The organism is Shewanella sp. Choline-02u-19, assembly GCF_002836205.1.
In the GTDB taxonomy this organism is placed as follows: Bacteria; Pseudomonadota; Gammaproteobacteria; order Enterobacterales; family Shewanellaceae; genus Shewanella.
The window spans coordinates 3,129,849-3,148,538 of record NZ_PJBE01000013.1; the positions used below are offsets into that span (position 1 = coordinate 3,129,849).

The window sequence follows — 18,690 nt, forward strand, 5'->3', positions numbered from 1 at the left end:
AGTGACGACATTAAACTCGTCATTTTTACTATTACAATACAATCTAGCCTCTAACCGCTGTAAAGAAAAAGCTTACTTGGCTAGTCACACAACGAGTTTCTGCTTTTAAAACCACCCAAAAATCTCATATAAAATAACGACCAACCTCATCACGAACCTTAGAGTAAATTGAGTTTAATATTATTTAAATACAATTAGATACTAGTTAAAACTCCAATCAATAACCTGCCTTGTTTCAGCGTTTAAAAAATAAACTTTACTTTGCCCAGAAAAGGCATAAAATCCGCTGCCTAAAATTTGCATTCAAACATGCAAAAGCATAACTTTAAGGAGTACAAGGTGGATAAATCTGCCTTTAAAACATCAGAAAATAGCACGTTCACTCCGGTGACAGGTCTGGCTTTTTTCGCTATTGCATCAGGCTTTCTCATGAGCCTTATCCCTTTGTCTTTAACGTCGTTCGAAATAGACACATCACTCATTGCTTGGCTTGCAAGTATTTTCTATTTAGGGATCTTAGTCGGCACCACCTGTATTCAGTCAGTCATTAGCAGAACAAGTCACCGTATCGCATTAGTGATGTTTCTTTCACTGCTAATTCTCACCATAGTACTCATGCTAATTTTTCCAACCGCTTGGGTTTGGCTAGCAGCACGTTTTATCGCTGGTATTGCGGTGGCTGGTGTCTTCGTGGTCGTAGAGTCTTGGTTGTTGATGGCTGATAGCGCTAAACAAAGAGCGAAGCGCTTAGGCTTATATATGACATCCCTTTATGGCGGTAGCGCATTAGGGCAACTTGCCATCGGGCCTGTTGGTATCAGCGGATTAACGCCTTTTATATGTGTTATCGGTTTATTGTTCATTGCTATTTTGCCACCATTATTGATTAAAATAGGTCAGCCAGCAGTTATTGAACACCAAAAAATTAGCCTTCGACAAGCAAGAAAGATCAGCACACCAGCCATTATTGGTTGCTTGGTCTCAGGTATGCTACTTGGGCCTATTTATGGCTTGATGCCGACCTACATCAATACCCAACTTGGCAGTACTGAAAAAACCGCATTTTTAATGGCGCTGATCATTCTGGGCGGCATGCTTATTCAACCTCTGGTGAGTTATCTATCCATCAGAGTCAGTAAAAGCCTGTTAATGGCACAGTTTTGTTTACTGGGAACGGCAGGCATTGTCGGTGTGTTAGAGGGGAATTCGATTGCACTAGTCAGCATCAGTTACTTTGTTTTAGGTGCCAGTTGCTTTGCGCTTTACCCCATTGCAATCACGCTAGCTTGCGATGCTTTAGAGGTTGAAAAAATTGTCGCTGCAACCGAGTTAATGCTACTCAGTTATAGTGTTGGATCAGTATTCGGTCCTATCGTCGCCGAGCACAGTAGCCGTTCAGCCCACTCTTTAATACTGTATTTAGGCTTTGTGTTAGCAACAACGTCAATCTATATGCTGTTAAAAAACTTACAAAGAACCCACAGCGGTCACACGCCAGCCATTGGTTAACCCCCAACGTGTAGCGCATTAAAATACATGCGCTACATCCCTTGCCCCCACATGCCGCGGCAGAACACCAATACCAATTGCATTAAGTAATAACGTAAGACTCAACTCAAGCACGATGTAGCCAACTGATTAATAATCAAAATATTTTAATAGAAGATTACCGAAAGGTTGCTAAGCCAAATATGTCCTAAGTTTTAGTTAATGACTTCTATCTCGCTAGCGGATCAAACATTCGACATAGCCAAAATAACAGCAGAAGCCTAAACACTTTTTAAGATGAATTTAATTAGCAATGTATAAAAGGAATTAACAATGGCACAAGCAATTATGGGTGATGGTATCACTCAAATCACTAAAGGTAATTTGGAAGAAGCCCTGCAACAAGCAATCGGTATCGAAATCGCCACCATTCCGGCCTACTTATCAACCTACTACTCTATCAATCGAACGCCAAAACAAGACTATTTAGAAAAAGAATTCACTAAGCTGTTGATTGAAAAAGGAACCTGTCAACAAAAAGCACAGGAGCAAGCACTGGAACTTTCCGCCAAGATTATGGTTTTTGCCAATAAAGCTGGCGCAAATATCATGAGTGTTGTTGTGGAGGAGATGCTGCATATGTCGCTCTCTGCCAATGTGAAACAATCTCTTTTCGGTAACCCCGTTCTGGTGGGCCAAGCGCCAAGTGAATGGCCTGCTTATCTTCCTGGTCACGAGCCAGAGTTTCCTATCAATCGAGCGAAATTAAGCACTGAGCAGTTGGAAACCTTCAAAAAGATTGAAAGCCCCAAACCTTTCGACAAGAATTTAAAGCAGGTTACAGCGATCCCTTACCTCACCATTGGGCTCTTCTATCAAGGCATTGAAGACTGTATCAAAGAGTATTATTGCCATGAGGGAGATTATGACTCAGAACGGCCGCAGCTTATTCCCAACCGTGGCTACTACGCACAGAATAATATCGACACCATCTATTACGACAAACAACATAACCCCGTATACGAAAATGCCGCCGATGCAGGGGGGTTAATCCATGTTGTTGACCAAGCCAGTGCACTAGCAGCGCTGGCGATCATTGTGGAACAAGGGGAAGGGGCTGGCACCGGATATGATGATAATTCCGAACATGAGCTCGCGCACTACTATAAATTTGACCAACTTCAACAAGAACTGATCAATATCAACGCCGAGTTTAAAAACATATTTGGCGATGAGATGGACGTTGAGCAATATTTTGTCTACAACTTTGCCGATAACGCCGAAACACCTGACTACCCCGCCACGATCCAAGCCGTATCGAACCTCACCAATGCAATGTACAGCTATCTGTTCATTATGTCGCAGGCCTGTTACCGCGCAGACGAGCACACTCAGTTCGAAATATTTATGTTTGGGATCCATAAGAGCATGCTTTGGATCTTAAGTTCGCTCTGCGGCGAAATGACAGGCTTTAAGTATATAGCCGCCGATGGTCAGCAATACACTGCCACCGCTACCTTTGAAGAATATCGATTTAGCAATGCCTCTAGTCCTAAGTCACAGATCATCGAACTGTTTAATCAAGCTGTCGGGGGCACTCACAAGATAGCTTACATTGAGCAGCGTATTCTCGACCTACCCAATGTCTCCTTAGAAGGCTTTCTTGAGCCATCAAATACCCCATTAATGGCTTAACCCAACCCTATTGAGGATAACGAAATGTCTAAGTTAAACGATAAGATCCAAAGTCATGGTTGCGGTAGCCAGCCTATAAACAAAAATATGCCCAATACAGCAACACCATTGGAGTTACATGCTTGTATGGGGTTAAATGCCTGCCGTGGACATGACAGATTTGGTACCAATACCTGCGCTGGCACTGGCTACTGCGCAACAGAAACTCATGTGTGCCACACGCTTAATAACTGTGCAGGGCAAGGTGGCTGTGGCTTATTTGGTGATGCAGCAGAACAGTGTAAACCTGGCGCTAATGACTGCTCATGGCAAGGAAGTTGCGCCACCCCCATTCAAGCAGAACGTTTCAGTACCCTCGGCGCGAATAAAAACAACAGTGTTTGGTTACTTGCTAGAGAACTGTTTCAACAACGCATGGACAAATCTCGTCGTAATGTAGGCCAAGCGCCTTTCCCCGCGGGTCCGCCTCAAGCATGGCTAGAGTCATTTGGTGAATATGACTCTTGCGGCAATTCAGGTGATAAATCCTGCTCCTTTGGGTTTAATAACCCAGCCCAGAACACTCAAGAACTGGTTGAACGTAGCATTGAATCACGCTCTAAAACACTTGCTGAATCTGAGTGCAGCGACACTAACAACAAACTCAACGACGATTAATCAGAGGTAATGATGCCTAACTTTCATCGTCAAACCGAGGCAAGCCCAAATTTGGGCTTGGGCCTTGGCCTTCGAAGCCAGCATTTTAATGAGATTTTAGATAATAAACCCAAGGTCGATTGGTTTGAAATTATCTCAGAAAACTTTATGGATTCAGGTGGACGTCCGCGCCACGTTCTCAGACAGATAGCAGCAGATTACCCCATAGTAATGCATGGTGTATCTTTGTCTATTGGCAGTACTGACGAGCTAGATTTCACCTACCTTAAACGGTTAAAGCAACTCATTGATGAAGTGCAACCCGCTTGGGTGAGTGACCATCTATGTTGGACTGGCGCCTTAAGCCTCAATAGCCACGATTTGTTGCCCCTGCCACTGACCGCAGAAGCACTTCGTCACGTATGTCAGCGTGTTGATCAAGTGCAATCGTTTTTACAACGGCCTATCGTGCTAGAAAACCCCAGTACCTACTTAAGTTACACCCAATCGCACATACCAGAGTGGGAGTTCTTTAGCGCGCTCACCGCTCAAACGGGTTGCGGTATGTTACTCGACGTCAACAATGTATTTGTGTCAGCTTTCAATAATGATTTCGACCCTATTGAGTACATCGAAGGCCTACCGCATCAATCAATAGTGCAGATGCACCTCGCAGGCCACCAGCACTGCGGTGACTACATCATAGACACGCACGACAGCCCGGTAACAAATGCTGTGTGGCAACTGTTTAATTTGGCTTGGCAACGCACCCAAGGCTGTGCCACCTGCTTAGAGTGGGATGGCAATATCCCCACGTTCTCTGCCTATCATCAAGAGTTACTCAAAGCTAAACAGTATATGAGCAACATCTCAAACATCATTACCGAACCCCATATCAATGAGACCGAAATTAGCACTGCTGCTGTTTCAAACCCCATTGACTTTATGATTTCAAAGCCTCATTTAGCCGCAACTCAAGGTATTAAATGAGCAGTTTAACGCCGCAAAATTTGCCCCAAATACAGCAAAGTATGCTGGATGCACTGACGCAGCCAATGCAGCCAGCGTTAAATGCATTCATCAGTAATGAGATCGTCTCTTCACACAAACTGTCGGCGCAAGCGCATGTTGGGATCTACCAACGCAGCTACATTCTTAGGCTACAGCAGTGTATGGCCAGTCAATTCCCCACACTCAAATATGCACTCGGTGACGAACTGTTCGCATTGTTCGCGACTCAGTATTTACAGACGTCACCTTCGAACAGTTACACCCTCAATAATCTCGGGGATAACTTGCCCCATTTTCTGCAGCAGACTAGACCAGATGCAGAGCTGGAGATAAAAGAAGATTGGCCAGACTTTATGATTGAGCTAGCAAAGTTCGAAATTGCACTCAATCATCTATTTGATGCCAAAGCCACTGGCTACCCTGCCGATCCGCAGCAAAACCAAGCAGACGAACAGACCCAGGATCAACAGCTGCAGTTAGTCCCAGTGCTGCAAGTGTTTAAGCTAAGTTACCCCATCTGCAACTACTACCGCAGCTGTAACGACAACCAACAACCGCCGCTGCCATTGCCAGTACCCAGTTTTGCTGCCGTCTTTAGAAGAAACTATCGACTCGGGATTATTGATTTAAACGCTACTCAGTATTGTTTTCTCAAGCAACTGCAACAAACCCAGTCAATCAAAGCCAGTAAAGATCAACTGATTCAACAGCAAATAGGCACAGCTCAGACGATTGAAGAACTGTGGTTAATGTGGCGCAGGTATTTTATAGAGATGGGTATTTTTAACCAAATTTAACGACACTAAATCATTAAAACTAAACCATTAAAAAATAGTAAACCGAGTAAAAAGCAATCCAGTTAACACCGGATGTCAACTGACACAATATGGAGCATATCGTCATGTACTTTAAGAGAACACAACGCAGCCCAATCAAAAAAGGCTATTTAAAAAAACAAATTGTCATCTTTATTTCCGCCGCCACCGCAATGGCCAGCGCCTATGCGGCGGCGGCAGAAGTCCCCCTCTCTAATCCGGTGGCAATCCAATCCGCTACTGATACATTTTCAATGTTAAGCATTACTGAACAGCCACCATTTTTACAACTCATCGGCAGTCAAAAATGCCCCACTCCCTATGGTGTCACAACAGCAGAATATGTCGCGAACGAAAAAGGACTAACGTTATGAGTATTACTCAATTTCTCGGGATGAGATCGCAGCAAGATCTACTCAAAAGCCGAACTATGGTGCACCCCAACAAGATAACCAGCCAAAACCCATGGACCATTGAGGCCCTAAGAGAACATCTACAATGGGCTGTCGACGTTGAACTCTATACCATTCCGTATTACATGTCGGCAATGTACTCGGTCATCGACCAAGCATCTGAAGCAAGGCGTATAGTGCGTTCAGTCGTCAATCAAGAGATGCTGCACATGCAATGTGCGGCCAATATTGCCAACGCCTATGGCTGTGATCTACTGATTCGATCACCGCACTATGGTGGTAAAGTCCCCCACTTGGATTTTAAGAATAACCCTAATCGACCTACCGATGTATATACCCCATACAGCACTGAAATTGGGCCGATGGATGCACTGCGTATTAACACTATGTGCATTATTGAATGCCCTGGTGAATCGAGTACCACGCCGTCAGGTCCAAATGCAGCAGAGTACAGCTCGATAGGCGAAGTCTATCAAGCAATCCGCGAAGGGGCCGCCATGCTCAGTGAATGTATCATCGCCGACAACAACCAAGTCGCCCACTTTACCTCTACCTATCCAGACGTAATATCGCTCACCGTCACCAACAGTTGCGCTGACTACAGTCTATTAGATCAAGTCGGCGGACTAATTGATTTGATTGTCGAACAAGGCGAAGGTGCAGATTGGCCCCATGATTGCTGCGACGCCGATAAACCCATTAATCAGCGCTACGAAGACTATCAACAGAAGCTGTTAGCGCCAGAATATCAAAACCAAGTCGATGATATTCAACCCTACTGGGATCACTTTCAAAAGTTTACCTATTTACGTAAGCAAGCATTACCAGCGACTTTTCCACTGACATTCGGCAGCCCGCGTGGGCGTAAAAACCAACAAATCCTCATTAGCCATTTTGGCCACTTCCTGCAGCTAATGAACATCGTATTTAACCCCATCTACCAACAGCAGTTGGCTAAAGAGAACGGCATAACGGTCGAACAAGTACAGCAAAGTGCTGGAGCCGAATTTGGTACCACTATGTACAAAGTCGGTGCCGCTATTGCCGCATGCTGGGAAAACGGTGTGCCACCGACCTTCTCTAGTCAATCAAATCAACAGGAGCAATAACCATGACTCAGTCAATTTTTAAAATTCACCCTGCCATTGGTATTGCCCGTGTAGGTAACAGTGAAGAGTACTACCTCGCGCCAGAATCTATTGCAGCGATGCCGCAACCCGGTAAACCTGGCGATATGACGACAGGCGGCTTGCCAATTCGCCCCGGCACTGAAGACAGCATTATCAACAGCTCTGAGTTTCGCGACCACTGCGGCGCATTTAAACGTCAGGCGGCGCGCTTTCGTATTTTTGCTTACCCCTCCAAAGACGTTAACCAGTACCCAGCCCAAAATGGCGAAGAGATAAAAATCGGTAGCGTGATTAACGGTAAGAAAGTGGTCGATATTGTTTGGAGTGTGCATCTAGCCAACAAGAAATGCAGCTGGTTTGCCAATGACGATGATCATGGCGCGGTAGCGTACGACAACGGTAAAACCCCCACCTTAAGAAACCTCCGTGAAGGACTCGATCCTTACAATACTGGCCGACTGAAAAAACTCATTATTGATGCTGGCCCCCGAGCAATAAAGGGGCCCTGTAGCAAGGCAGAATTCACCGCAGAACAGCACGCAAGCATTGAACAAAAAGGTGAAATAGTGCCATTGCCGCATTATCCACAGTCGTTTCCCTATATGCACTTCGAGCTTCCCGACAAATCCGATCTATCCGAGGAATCCCAGAAACTAGTCAAGCTAATTACTCCTCAAGGGCGCATCGAAAGTTTAGGCGAAATGGAAACCGACAGCGACGGCCGCCTTATTGTAGCTGGCGGCTATGGACGGAGTAATGCGTGGCAACTCGATGCTAGCAATATTCCGCTACTCAATAACCCGGTAAACAACGACCAATGGTTTGACGACACCTCTGACGGCCCAGTCGATGCCACTTTGGTTTTTGACGATGGCACTACAGAATCGGCCTTTGGCGGATGGGTGGTGGTGACAGATCCAAGCTATGCCCCGCAAACCCTGAATGTAGTATCACTTTTCGACGAAGCGTATGACGTCTTCTTACGTGAACTCAATTTAGAGCCCACGGTATTTAGCGATGGACAATTTAACCCTGATTGTAAACCCGCCTTTGATGATCATATTAAACCGCTTTTTAGAGCCACCGCCCAGCAGCTATGGAATGCCTACCTACCCGGCTTTGCCATTGATGCCCACAATAGCGTGGACAGCATAACTGCCGATGATAATCCAGACGAAACCATCTTAGCGGGACTCGCTTATATCCGTCAGCCAAATGATGGTAAGCAAGCGAGCTGGCGCTCGCAATCGATTGATGTCGGTGCACCACTGATGCCGCTCTCCTTAGGCGATTCAAGCCCAGCAGGAGGAAAACCGTTTTTAAGCCCTACGGTCACTCAGTATCACTTCTTACACTGCTGGTCGAATCATCAATATAGAAAGGTAAACGACAACCCACTAGGCCAAGGTGAATACCTTGATCGCGCCACGCTGCAAAACTGCTTAGGCGGCCGTTTTAGTCCTGGCATTGACATGACTTGGATCATTCGAGAGCCGAGCCTGTATGTCACTGACTGGCAGCAAGGCGCAGGTCCGTTTAGGATCCATCATAAAGCGCTCAATTACGCTGGCGTGATCAACCAAAAACTCAGCTATGGCACCCCTTTACTAACACTCGGGTGGATCCCGCGTCATGAAGAAGTCGAGTATTTAGGACTAGAGCCAGGCGATGCCACCAAGTTTATGGCACTGCCTTGGCATGCAGACTATAACTCCTGCGCCATTCATCAATCATCACCCAATACTCAAGACTCGCAAACCCTGTATTGGTCATGGCCGGCGCAGCGACCCGTCACGGTTTACACCGCCGAAGATTATCAAAACCTGCAGATAGAGAAAGACCGCCATGGTTTACCACCACAGCGCTACTCTGTCAGAGGTCAAGGCACAGTGCCTGGCGAAAATAGCCCTGATGATAGCGGCAATCTCGCCAATGCGGGACGCTTCTGGGATTATCGCCAGATGCTCGAAAAGTGGAGTGACATCGGCGTAATAGTGCAAGCCACCACTATTAACGATGGCAACAGCTACCCCGACAACGTTTACCTAGAAGTTGAAAGTAAGCTCACCGGGGCTACGCCAAACCTAAAAGAACCCACACCCTGGCCCATGCTGGCAGGGAACGAAACTGCCATCAATAAAAAGGGATAATCGATGAAACCACTCTATGACGTCATCATCGTCGGAGGGGGGCCCGCGGGTTGTGCGACAGCAATTGCTTTGCACAATCTAGGGGTTAAAAATACGCTCGTCATCGAGGCCAGTGATTACACAGCGCCTCGTATCGGCGAGAGCATTCCACCCGATAGCCGTGAACTGTTAGAAAAACTAGGGATCTGGGACGCGTTTACAGCACAAAAACACGCTCCCTGCTTAGGCAGTTATTCAAGCTGGGGCAGTGATCAATTAGGCTTTAACGACTATCTCTTTAATCCGCAGGGGCATGGATGGCATTTAAACCGGTGCGCTTTCGATAAGTTTTTAGCGTTACAGGTGGAAAAAAGAGGAGGCGCACTGTTAAAAAACACCCATTTTGCCAGCCTTGTACGTGAGCAACATGCCTACCCGATCAAAGTCCTGCTGCGTAACAATGCTCAGCTAAGGTGTCGCTTTATTGTCGACGCTACGGGTCGCAGCGCCAAAGTGGCACGCCAGTTTAATGCTAAAGCAAAAATTGAAGATCAACTGGTGGCCGTCAGCGCATACTTTGACTCTAACGACGTTATATCTGCAAACAGTTATCGCCAAATGACACTGCTTGAAGCCGTCGATTATGGCTGGTGGTATTTAGCTCACTTGCCCAATAACAAGGTCATAGTAACCGTCGCAACCGATCCTCAAACTGTGAAAGACAAACACCTAAAAGACCCCCGTTCTTGGCTACAAGCCATGCAGCTCACGCAACATATTCAGCCGATTATAAGTCAATCAACCCCAAGCAGTTTGCATACGTGGGTGGCTCAATCGGCCATAATGAATCCCCCCGCAGCAGAACACTGGTTAACCGTCGGCGATGCCGCCTCAATCTATGACCCTATTAGTTCACAAGGGATCTACAAAGCACTTAAAAATGGTATCGATGCCGCCGATGCGATTGTCGATTGGTTAGATAACAACGCTCAGACCATCAACCAATACCGCAATAATATCGGTAATAACTTCATCCAATATCTCGCTCAAAAAGCTTATTTTTATAGTGAGGAGCAGCGCTGGCCAGAGAGTACATTTTGGAAAAGCAGGCAGCAGCCTCGTCAATAACAAAGGGAATAGCTGCCGTGGGAAATCAAATAAACTTGCTAACCTAATGCAACGAAAAACAATTACGCTACATTTTTAGTCGATTAATAACAGCCACTTAAAAAGTAAAGTCACATCAGTAAAAATAACATTGCAATTTATTAGCAATTTGCGATTTACTTCAAACAATTGTAACGCCTATGCTTTAAAAATATCGAGATAAGCCATTACAACGTATAATTTAGCCTTCATATACCAAAGGAATTAATCCATGAGAATCAGCGCACGTAATACCCTAAGTGGCAAAATTAAATCTATCGATGAAGGTTCAGTTAATAATGAAGTTGTTATTGAATTGGCGCCTGGCGTTGAGATCACTTCAGTTGTGACTAAGAAGTCTTGTCAACAACTAGGTCTAGTTGTGGGTGGCGAGGCTTACGCGATCATTAAAGCAAGCAATGTTATGGTTGCTGTAGACTAAATGCTCATCAAAGCTGCAACGTAACTTAGCTTGCGGCTTTTTTCTTCTGCCGACTAATATCCAAAAAAAGAGGCTATAAAACCAATAATAATCAGAGATATGCCGAGTAACATGGTGTATTTAACCCGAGTCGCCTGCTTAAAAGCTTGGTGGCCAGCGTACTGAATATCGATATTATCAGAGATCTCAAACCGACGACTCAAGGTCCAGCTAAACAATGTTAACCGATCGAAAGACGCCATAAAGGTGCCTTGAGATCCTAACAAAGCATTCCACTGCTCTCTATCGTGCAGTTTAAGCGTACGATTAAGATCGGGCATCCCCATAAAAGCGATCCCAAAAAACAGCACCAAAAAACCAATTGCTATTACCGACATAACGCCCTCTATTGACCACAAATCGATTTTACACTTTTATAAACATCAGCCATTTCTCTGCAAAAGTAAAGTTCGACTGACTTGATAAAGCCGATTGTATAACCAAATTAAAAATATAATGGCTTAATCATTTCACTAAAGCATCAAATTGACTCTCCTTAAAGCCAAGTTGAAACATCTCTACAACGCACAAAATAAACATAAAAATAACAAGATACACACTTCTATTACATTCAAAACGATGACATAATCATTTAGGATTTAGACTTTAAACGCCTGATTTATTAATTTATTTTTGACTAGATACAGGCTAAACCTAATAACGATGACCTAGTGTCAGGCTGCTATACTCAAGCCACTTGGAAATGCAGGCGCTGATATAAATAGCATTCACGTGGGAGCGGTTCTAAGTCGTTTAGGTATAGGTATCACCCTATCAGGACTCAATGGAATGAAACTATGAGTGATCACACTTTTTTCTTTGGTGAATGGCAAGTTGACCCCAATGCAAACAGCTTACGCGCGGGTAAGCAGGTCAAGCAGCTAGAGCCAAAAGCCATGGATGTGCTAAAACTACTTTGCCTACGCGCAGGTGAAGTATTGAGTAGCGATGACATCGTCAATCATTGTTGGCCCAACACCGATGTGGGTGACAATCCACTGCACAAAATCATTAATCAAATACGCCGCGCACTCGGCGACAGCGCCACCTCTCCCATATTCATTGAAACCATTCGTAAACGGGGTTATCGCACCTTAGCCGAAGTACGCTTTCCCATTGGCCAAGAAGAGGTAGCCGCTCACCAAAGCTGGCAAAGTGGTTCTCCCTTTCCTGGTTTACAAGCGTATTGCGCCGACTATGCCGACGTATTCTTTGGTCGAGGTAAACAGATCAGCGTGTTGCTGGATAGAATAAGCCAGCAAATTAAGTACGGCAGAGCCTTCTGCCTGACCTTAGGCCCCAGCGGCAGTGGTAAGTCATCACTCATTAATGCAGGCATTATGCCTAACTTAATGACCACCGCCGGTTACAACAGCGTTAAAGTCGCTTCCTATAGTGGTCTTGATTTTGCTGATGTAAGCAGTTCGCAGTTGTTTATTGAACTGGCCAGCGCCATGCTCGACTGGGAGTTAAACGATCTGCCTGTGTTTGACGGTTATAGTGCCGACACCCTTGCAACCACATTGATTGATGAGCCCAATGCCGTCATTAAGCTATGCCAGCAAGCGCTAAAAACGCAAACAAATAACTATACCCATTTCGCGCTATTCATCGATCGACTTGAAATATTACTCTCATCACCGCTGTTTAAAGATGAAGAGCGGCATATCTTTGTCGAGCTTATTGAACACTTAGCCACCTCAGGCACTGTGCTTATCTTAAGTGCTTGTCGTAATGAGTTTTACCCCTTGCTGGTGAACTACCCCACATTAATGGCGGGTAAAAGTCGCGGCGCCCATTTTGACTTAGCACCGCCCTCTCGCAGTGAACTGTTGCAGATGATCCGCCTGCCCGCTATCGCAGCCAACTTAACGTGGGACATAGATCCCGATAGCGCCATGCCGCTAGACGAAATGCTTTGTAGCGAAGCTGCCAGCAACCCTGACGCACTGCCAATGCTGCAATATATGTTGCAAGCCTTATACCTAAGGCGAAGCAGCGACGATCAGTTGCAAGTCACTGTGTATCAAGAACTCGGCGGCATCGAGGGCGCCATAGGTAAAAATGCCGAAGATGCCATTAATGGCTTAACTGAAAAGCAAAAAAACTGCCTGCCGCATGTGTTGTCCTTGCTGGTGACCCTAAGAGAAGATGAAGTGTCCATTACCAGCCGCACCGCGCGCTGGTCACAACTGCTCGCTAAATCACAATCAGAATCCGAGTCCGAAAATGCCTTAGTGCAAGCCATGGTCGACAGCCGATTGTTTGTCTCACACCTGCAAAATGGTGAGCCCTGCTTTAGCATTGCCCACGAAGCACTATTAAGGCGTTGGCCGCGTGCCACTAGCTGGATTGACGAGCACAATACTAGCTTGCAGATAAAAAGCCGCTTATATCATCTTGCCAAGCGCTGGCGCAAAGAGCACAAAAATAGCGCCTACCTGCTCGCCGACGGCAAACCTCTCAATGAGGCCTTAGCCCTGCAAGATAATCCCTTGTTTACCATTGAACCCCAGGAGCGAGCGTTGATTGCCGCTTCCGCCAAACAACAACGCAGCAAACGCTGGCGTCGACATTTCACCATTGCAGCGCTGTGCGTGCTGTCAGTCGTATCCATAGTGATGAGTTACAAGAGCACCGAAGCGGAAAAAATGGCGCAGCAAAAGCGTTTAGCGGCAGAAAACCTACTCGGCTTTATGGTGGGTGATTTCGCCGACAAGATGCGCGGCATTGGCCGCATGGACCTGCTCGACGGTATTAGCAATAAAGCACTGGAATACTTTAGTGCCGACAACTTTAATATTGATAACAACCTCAGCTTTGACGCTAACTTCCAACATGCACAAACCCTAGAGGCCATGGCCGAAGTGGCCTATTCGCGTAATAAATTAGATGAAGCCAGCACCGCCTTTCATGCCGCTCGCAGCAAGTTAACCACGTTATTAGCTGCCCAGCCACACAATTTAGAGTTACTTAAAACCCTCGGCGCCAATGCTTTTTGGATAGGTCAGCTTGATTACGACAAAAGCGATTGGGATGCGGCAAGGGTGTGGTGGGAGCAATACCTAACGTATAGCCAAACCATGTTTGATGTTGCGCCAGAGGATACCAACGCATTGATGGAGCTAGCATATGCGCAGAACTCTTTGGGTTCTGTGTCGATGAAGCAGCAAGATTTTGAGCTATCCCTACAATCGTTTAAACAATCTTTAAAGCTAAAACAATTAGCCTTATCTCATGATAAAACAAGCAAGAAACTGATTGCAGACGTAGCCAACACACGCTCATGGATAGCCAGTGCAGCCTTAGCCCAAGGCGATATTCAAGCAGCAATAAAAATACAACTAAAAATCCAACAAGACCTCAAAAATAACAATTCCAATGACTCATATACCCTAGATAGACTAGCCAGTAGCAATCACATACTTGCTACTCTTTATCACTACCTTGAGCAGCATGTGGATGCATTTGAGCAAGCCCTGCTCAGCTACCGAGCCATAACAGAAGCATTAAAGAACGATCCTAAGAACGATATCTGGCGAATTCAACAATATAATGCCTACTTCATTATGCTCAGATTTATACAATACCCCGAAAATTTAAATAGTAAATTTAAACCAAAGATAATCGCAACGATACTCAAAGCAGACATATCACTTAGCCAATCTAAGCACTTAGAAAATGTTTGGGCAAAATACTATTTCGCTGCTGCCAGCTATTACATAAAAACAGGCGCCTTTAAACAGAGTGAACAACTAGCCCTTAAGTCAACAGAACTATTCAGAGGGTTAGCTATAAGACACCCTGACAATAAACTTCATTTGACTAACTTATCAGCAAGTGAACTGCTACACGCAAGCGCTATCAAGGCTTCAGGGTCTCCTTCTTTTAACACTCAACTTTGCCAGCAAGCTAAACAACGAATGCAAAATATAGTAAAGATAAATAAAGATCCAAAATTTACGATTACTTACATCCGTGCACTAGCCTGTTTACATCAATTAGACAGCCAACCAGAGCTTGTTAGTAAATTAAAAATATCAGGCATTGATGTAAAACCGTTTTAGTTAGATTTGTAGATAATCACCTAAAAGAGTTTTAAGTAAACTAACCCGTAACGTAAAAGGAATTTTATATGCCAATCAACACAAAACTTGTACAATTTAAACTCACAGTAAGCCTGAATAACGATAATGTACCTCAATTTAACTACACTGATGAAGCTGGCATTCCGGCATTAGGTAGCGTTGTGGTAAGCGAACCAACAACCATCCGTTATAGCCTAGTCGATGAAACAGGTAAAGGCCTTAAGATTACTGGTGCAGCTTTTACCGCCCCATTCAATAACGTAATAGATGATGTAGTAGTTAGCGCCGATGGTATGTCAATAGAGTTAATTGACTATGACGCTGCTACAGGTAAGACTGGTTTCCGCTTTGTACTATCTGCAGTTGACACTAGATTAATGATATTAAGCCCAGATCCTGAAGTTATTAATCGTGGTAATGAAGTATAGTAAAATCAATTAACTAGACACCCATAAGCTGAATTAACTAGACACCCATAGTTAACCCCAAAAGATGAGGCTCCTTTGCCTCATCTTTTTCGTATCAACACAAAAATAGATAAGCCAGCCACTATTAATCAATAACATACGAAGCAAATAATGAAATATTAGGACTCGGGATATTTCACTGTACTGTTGGTGCTTTAGAAAGGGCTATATCTTGTGTGAAGAGTGAGAGATGACTGATTTATTGTGAAAATGTTGATTTACAGGCACGGGGATTCAGCTCTATAGGAATAAATAAGCCAGCCATTGTTAATCAATAACATACGAAGCAAGTAATGAATATTGGGACTCTGGATATTTCACTGTGCTGTTTGTGCTTTAGCTGGACAGGTATCTTGTTCTAAGAGTTTGAATTCACCGATTTGTTGTTCAAATAGATTAGCCAGCCACTATTAATCAATAACATACGAAGCGAATAGAGAAATATTTGGACTCTGGATGTTTCACTGTGCTGCTGGTGCTTTAGAAAGGGCTATATTTTTTGTGAAGAGTGAAAGATGACTGATTTATCGTGAAATTGTTGATTTACAGGTGCGGAGTTTCAGCTCTGTTGATTTTCAGAGAAAGTAGCTTTAGAGTTTTGAGATGGAATCTAACCTTATTGCAGATACTGACAACTACTCGAAAAATGCCGTCGCCTTTTATCTAGATGTTCGCAGTAGGTGCTTAGTTCCTGCAACGTTCCTACTGGGCCGTGGAAAAGACTGCCAAATTCAGTGGTTATTTTCAGCCAGTTGGCAGTAGGTATATTCAGTCGATGCAATATCTTTTGTGCATTCGCAGATATTGATCCTCGCTTACCATCACGAATAATTCGTCCTGTTTCGTCAACCAATTCAAGATAATCATTCAGGCTGAATGCGATGCCTTTAGGTTGATGTTGGTGCTCGTTACCAATAAATGGCAGTAAGTTTGTGGGTTGTTTACCGTTTAATGCCGCTTTAACACGCAGTTGCAAACTGGTGTGATCTGAAGATTCAGGCGTATTGGCCATTTTGGCTCGAATGGGGTTGAGCTCAACATAAGCCATGCAGGCCAGCACTGCAGCTTCATCAAGTAATGCTTGCGATTTAAAACGCCCTTCCCAGAAATGTCCGCTGCAGTTGTCTTCAAGATTAGCTTGCCGTGCTATGGGCTCATTGAGGCAGCGCATAAACCAACTAATGTCGCAAAGCCTTGAACGGTAAGTTGCGATAGCATGCTTTAGTTGAGCAACTAAATAGTCATCAATCACCTCGCCTTTAACAAACTTTTGCGTCAACGGCGTTCCATTGAATAATTTATGCCACTGCTCTACGACCTCTCTATCGGACCAGTTATTAACGGTTTCAACATCAATATAAAGTACTAAATGCAAATGGTTACTCATCACTGCATAAGCTGCGACATCAATGGCAAAGACCTCTGTAAGTTTGAGTATTTGCGCTTCTACCCAACCTCGCCGATGGTCGTAGTTTTTACCCGTGTATTTATCATCGCCACAGAGAAAAGCACGTCGAACCACACGGCTGCAACAATGGTAAAAAGGAGTGTCTTCAAGACTAATTTGCGTTCTTCGTGGACGGGGCATGGCAACCTCCTACATAAGCTCATTGTTCAAGTTTAGTCGGCAGGCTGCAAACATGCGATTATTCATGGGTGGCCATATTTTCCCTTCTTGTTCAAGTTTAGTCGGCAGGCTGCAAACATGCGATTATTCATGGGTGGCCATATTTTCCTTCTATGGGTGGCCATATTTTCCTTTCCCTCTGCTGCACCTAGCACCTAGCACCTAGCACCTAGCCTAAATACTCAAGCTAATAGCCTACAAACTAATACTTTTATCTATAGCCACGAGCAAATCTAGCACTTTAAGTTGACACCTTAACATCAAGATTAAGAAAAAAATCACATAGTAACAATGACTTAATTAGGAAGGTTGCCGAAAGGTAAAGTATTTCCCCTTTAGCTAAAGTATTAACTCAATTGACGTGGGCTAAGCGTTAAATTAATAATTTAAAAGGGATATTTGCTATGTTGGCGACTCCAACGGATACCGTTTCTAAGGCAGCTGTAAGCTCAGCGCTCTCGATGGCGACGACTATTGCGACGAGCAAAAACAGCGCGACTGTCGCGTCGCAGCCGACCGCGATTATCGCCAATACCGCTATCAGCGATGGCCCTACAGAGCACGCTGCCACCAGTGAAACATTACCTTTTAAGCCGATAGCCGTCGCCAGCCAGCTTCAAAGCACCCACCTGCAACCCCTTAAGATGATGGTTAATCTGCTTATGGAAGCCATAGTCGTCGTCGACGAACACGGCACCATTCAACTTATCAACGAACATGCTCTCGACCTATTGATTGGCGAAGATCTCAGTAGTGAACAGCTCAATACTAATCAATCGATGACAACACCAACATTGATTGGCCAGCAGTGGCAAAACTATTTATTAGAGCCACAAAAAACCCTTTACCAAAAAATGATTATCGAATCACGTACCGGTAGCCGCCCACTAAACCACGCACCAGCAGAGACCACGCTGCGGTTACCAAACGATGTCAGCAAAGATGTCGAGGTGTCGATAACACATTTTGCATTAAGCACGCCCCTGTTTGCCATTGTGATTAGAGATCTGACTAAGTATCGCGCCGAATATAAACAGCTACACCAATGGGCATCCACCGACTGCTTAACCAAGCTAGCCAATCGTCGTGTGTTTGATTCTGAAATACAAAGCCACTGGAAAACCTGTGTCGATAAAGGTCGCCCGGTGAGTGTTTTGATTATCGATATTGACCACTTTAAGTCTTTTAACGATAAATACGGCCATATATTAGGTGACTACTGTTTACAGAAAATAGCCAGAGCGATTGAAGCCTCATTACCGAATTTAGATTGCACCGCTGCCCGCTATGGTGGCGAAGAGTTTGCCATTATTCTGCCCAATAGCAATGCTAGGCAGGTAGCGCAAACCGCACGACTGATTCAAAAGAACATTAACGACTTAAGCTACATGGATATCGGTCTTGATGCATCTGTTTCGGTCAGTGTGAGCCAAGGACACGCTAGCGAAATTAATGGACAATTCAGAACCAGCACTGCATTGCTATGCGCCGCAGACACCGCGCTTTATCGCGCCAAAGCCGATGGACGTAACCGAATTAATGCTTGTGTGTAATGCTAACTAAC

Annotated in this window: 15 protein-coding genes; 13 read left to right on the plus strand and 2 right to left on the minus strand. The window is 44.8% G+C overall.

Annotation, left to right across the window (positions count from 1 at the left end; translation table 11 throughout):
* The first annotated feature begins 339 nt into the window (after nt 1-339).
* The 10 genes from CXF83_RS20375 to CXF83_RS20415 all read left to right on the plus strand — a co-directional run bounded on the left by CXF83_RS20375 (nt 340) and on the right by CXF83_RS20415 (nt 10,905).
* The gene (locus CXF83_RS20375) at nt 340-1,509 is read left to right on the plus strand and encodes an MFS transporter (protein ID WP_232775165.1); all 1,170 of its coding nucleotides are present in this window, start codon (nt 340-342) and stop codon (nt 1,507-1,509) included.
* Nucleotides 1,510-1,821: 312 nt separating this feature from the next.
* Nucleotides 1,822-3,183: a ferritin-like domain-containing protein gene (locus CXF83_RS20380; protein WP_101093528.1), complete on the plus strand. Its 1,362-nt coding sequence runs from the start codon at nt 1,822-1,824 to the stop codon at nt 3,181-3,183.
* Nucleotides 3,184-3,207: 24 nt separating this feature from the next.
* A complete protein-coding gene (locus CXF83_RS20385; RefSeq protein ID WP_101093527.1) occupies nt 3,208-3,840 on the plus strand; it encodes a hypothetical protein in 633 nt (210 codons plus the stop codon).
* A 12-nt stretch (nt 3,841-3,852) separates the two neighbouring features.
* The gene (gene bufB / locus CXF83_RS20390) at nt 3,853-4,809 is read left to right on the plus strand and encodes an MNIO family bufferin maturase (protein ID WP_101093526.1); all 957 of its coding nucleotides are present in this window, start codon (nt 3,853-3,855) and stop codon (nt 4,807-4,809) included.
* Nucleotides 4,806-5,627: an HvfC/BufC N-terminal domain-containing protein gene (locus tag CXF83_RS20395; protein ID WP_101093525.1), complete on the plus strand. Its 822-nt coding sequence runs from the start codon at nt 4,806-4,808 to the stop codon at nt 5,625-5,627. Before bufB ends, CXF83_RS20395 begins: the two co-directional genes overlap by 4 nt.
* A gap of 89 nt (nt 5,628-5,716) precedes the next feature.
* Nucleotides 5,717-6,019 carry a hypothetical protein gene (locus CXF83_RS22595; RefSeq protein WP_145992386.1) on the plus strand — a complete coding sequence of 101 codons (303 nt, stop codon included), beginning with the start codon at nt 5,717-5,719 and terminating at the stop codon, nt 6,017-6,019.
* Nucleotides 6,016-7,167, plus strand: coding sequence for a ferritin-like domain-containing protein (locus CXF83_RS20400; protein WP_157822946.1), 1,152 nt, complete (start codon nt 6,016-6,018; stop codon nt 7,165-7,167). The genes CXF83_RS22595 and CXF83_RS20400 overlap by 4 nt, the downstream gene beginning before the upstream one ends.
* A gap of 2 nt (nt 7,168-7,169) precedes the next feature.
* A complete protein-coding gene (locus tag CXF83_RS20405; protein WP_198553560.1) occupies nt 7,170-9,338 on the plus strand; it encodes a LodA/GoxA family CTQ-dependent oxidase in 2,169 nt (722 codons plus the stop codon).
* A gap of 3 nt (nt 9,339-9,341) precedes the next feature.
* Nucleotides 9,342-10,445: an FAD-dependent monooxygenase gene (locus CXF83_RS20410; protein ID WP_101093522.1), complete on the plus strand. Its 1,104-nt coding sequence runs from the start codon at nt 9,342-9,344 to the stop codon at nt 10,443-10,445.
* Nucleotides 10,446-10,695: 250 nt separating this feature from the next.
* On the plus strand, nt 10,696-10,905 hold the full coding sequence (locus CXF83_RS20415) for a TOBE domain-containing protein (protein WP_101093521.1): 210 nt from the start codon (nt 10,696-10,698) through the stop codon (nt 10,903-10,905).
* A 53-nt stretch (nt 10,906-10,958) separates the two neighbouring features.
* On the opposite strand, the gene CXF83_RS20420 is transcribed toward CXF83_RS20415, so the two are convergent.
* On the minus strand, nt 10,959-11,282 hold the full coding sequence (locus CXF83_RS20420) for a hypothetical protein (protein WP_101093520.1): 324 nt from the start codon (nt 11,280-11,282) through the stop codon (nt 10,959-10,961).
* A gap of 459 nt (nt 11,283-11,741) precedes the next feature.
* Between CXF83_RS20420 and CXF83_RS20425 the strand changes: the two genes are divergently transcribed.
* Nucleotides 11,742-15,011, plus strand: coding sequence for an nSTAND1 domain-containing NTPase (locus CXF83_RS20425; RefSeq protein ID WP_101093519.1), 3,270 nt, complete (start codon nt 11,742-11,744; stop codon nt 15,009-15,011).
* 68 nt (nt 15,012-15,079) lie between these two features.
* On the plus strand, nt 15,080-15,460 hold the full coding sequence (locus CXF83_RS20430) for a DP-EP family protein (RefSeq protein WP_101093518.1): 381 nt from the start codon (nt 15,080-15,082) through the stop codon (nt 15,458-15,460).
* A 655-nt stretch (nt 15,461-16,115) separates the two neighbouring features.
* Here the strand turns inward: CXF83_RS20430 and CXF83_RS20435 are convergent.
* Nucleotides 16,116-17,087, minus strand: coding sequence for a transposase (locus CXF83_RS20435; RefSeq protein WP_101093517.1), 972 nt, complete (start codon nt 17,085-17,087; stop codon nt 16,116-16,118).
* Between the two features lie 443 nt (nt 17,088-17,530).
* Here CXF83_RS20435 and CXF83_RS20440 point away from each other — a divergent pair, with 443 nt between their 5' ends.
* A complete protein-coding gene (locus CXF83_RS20440) occupies nt 17,531-18,679 on the plus strand; it encodes a sensor domain-containing diguanylate cyclase (protein ID WP_101093516.1) in 1,149 nt (382 codons plus the stop codon).
* Nucleotides 18,680-18,690: the final 11 nt, after the last annotated feature.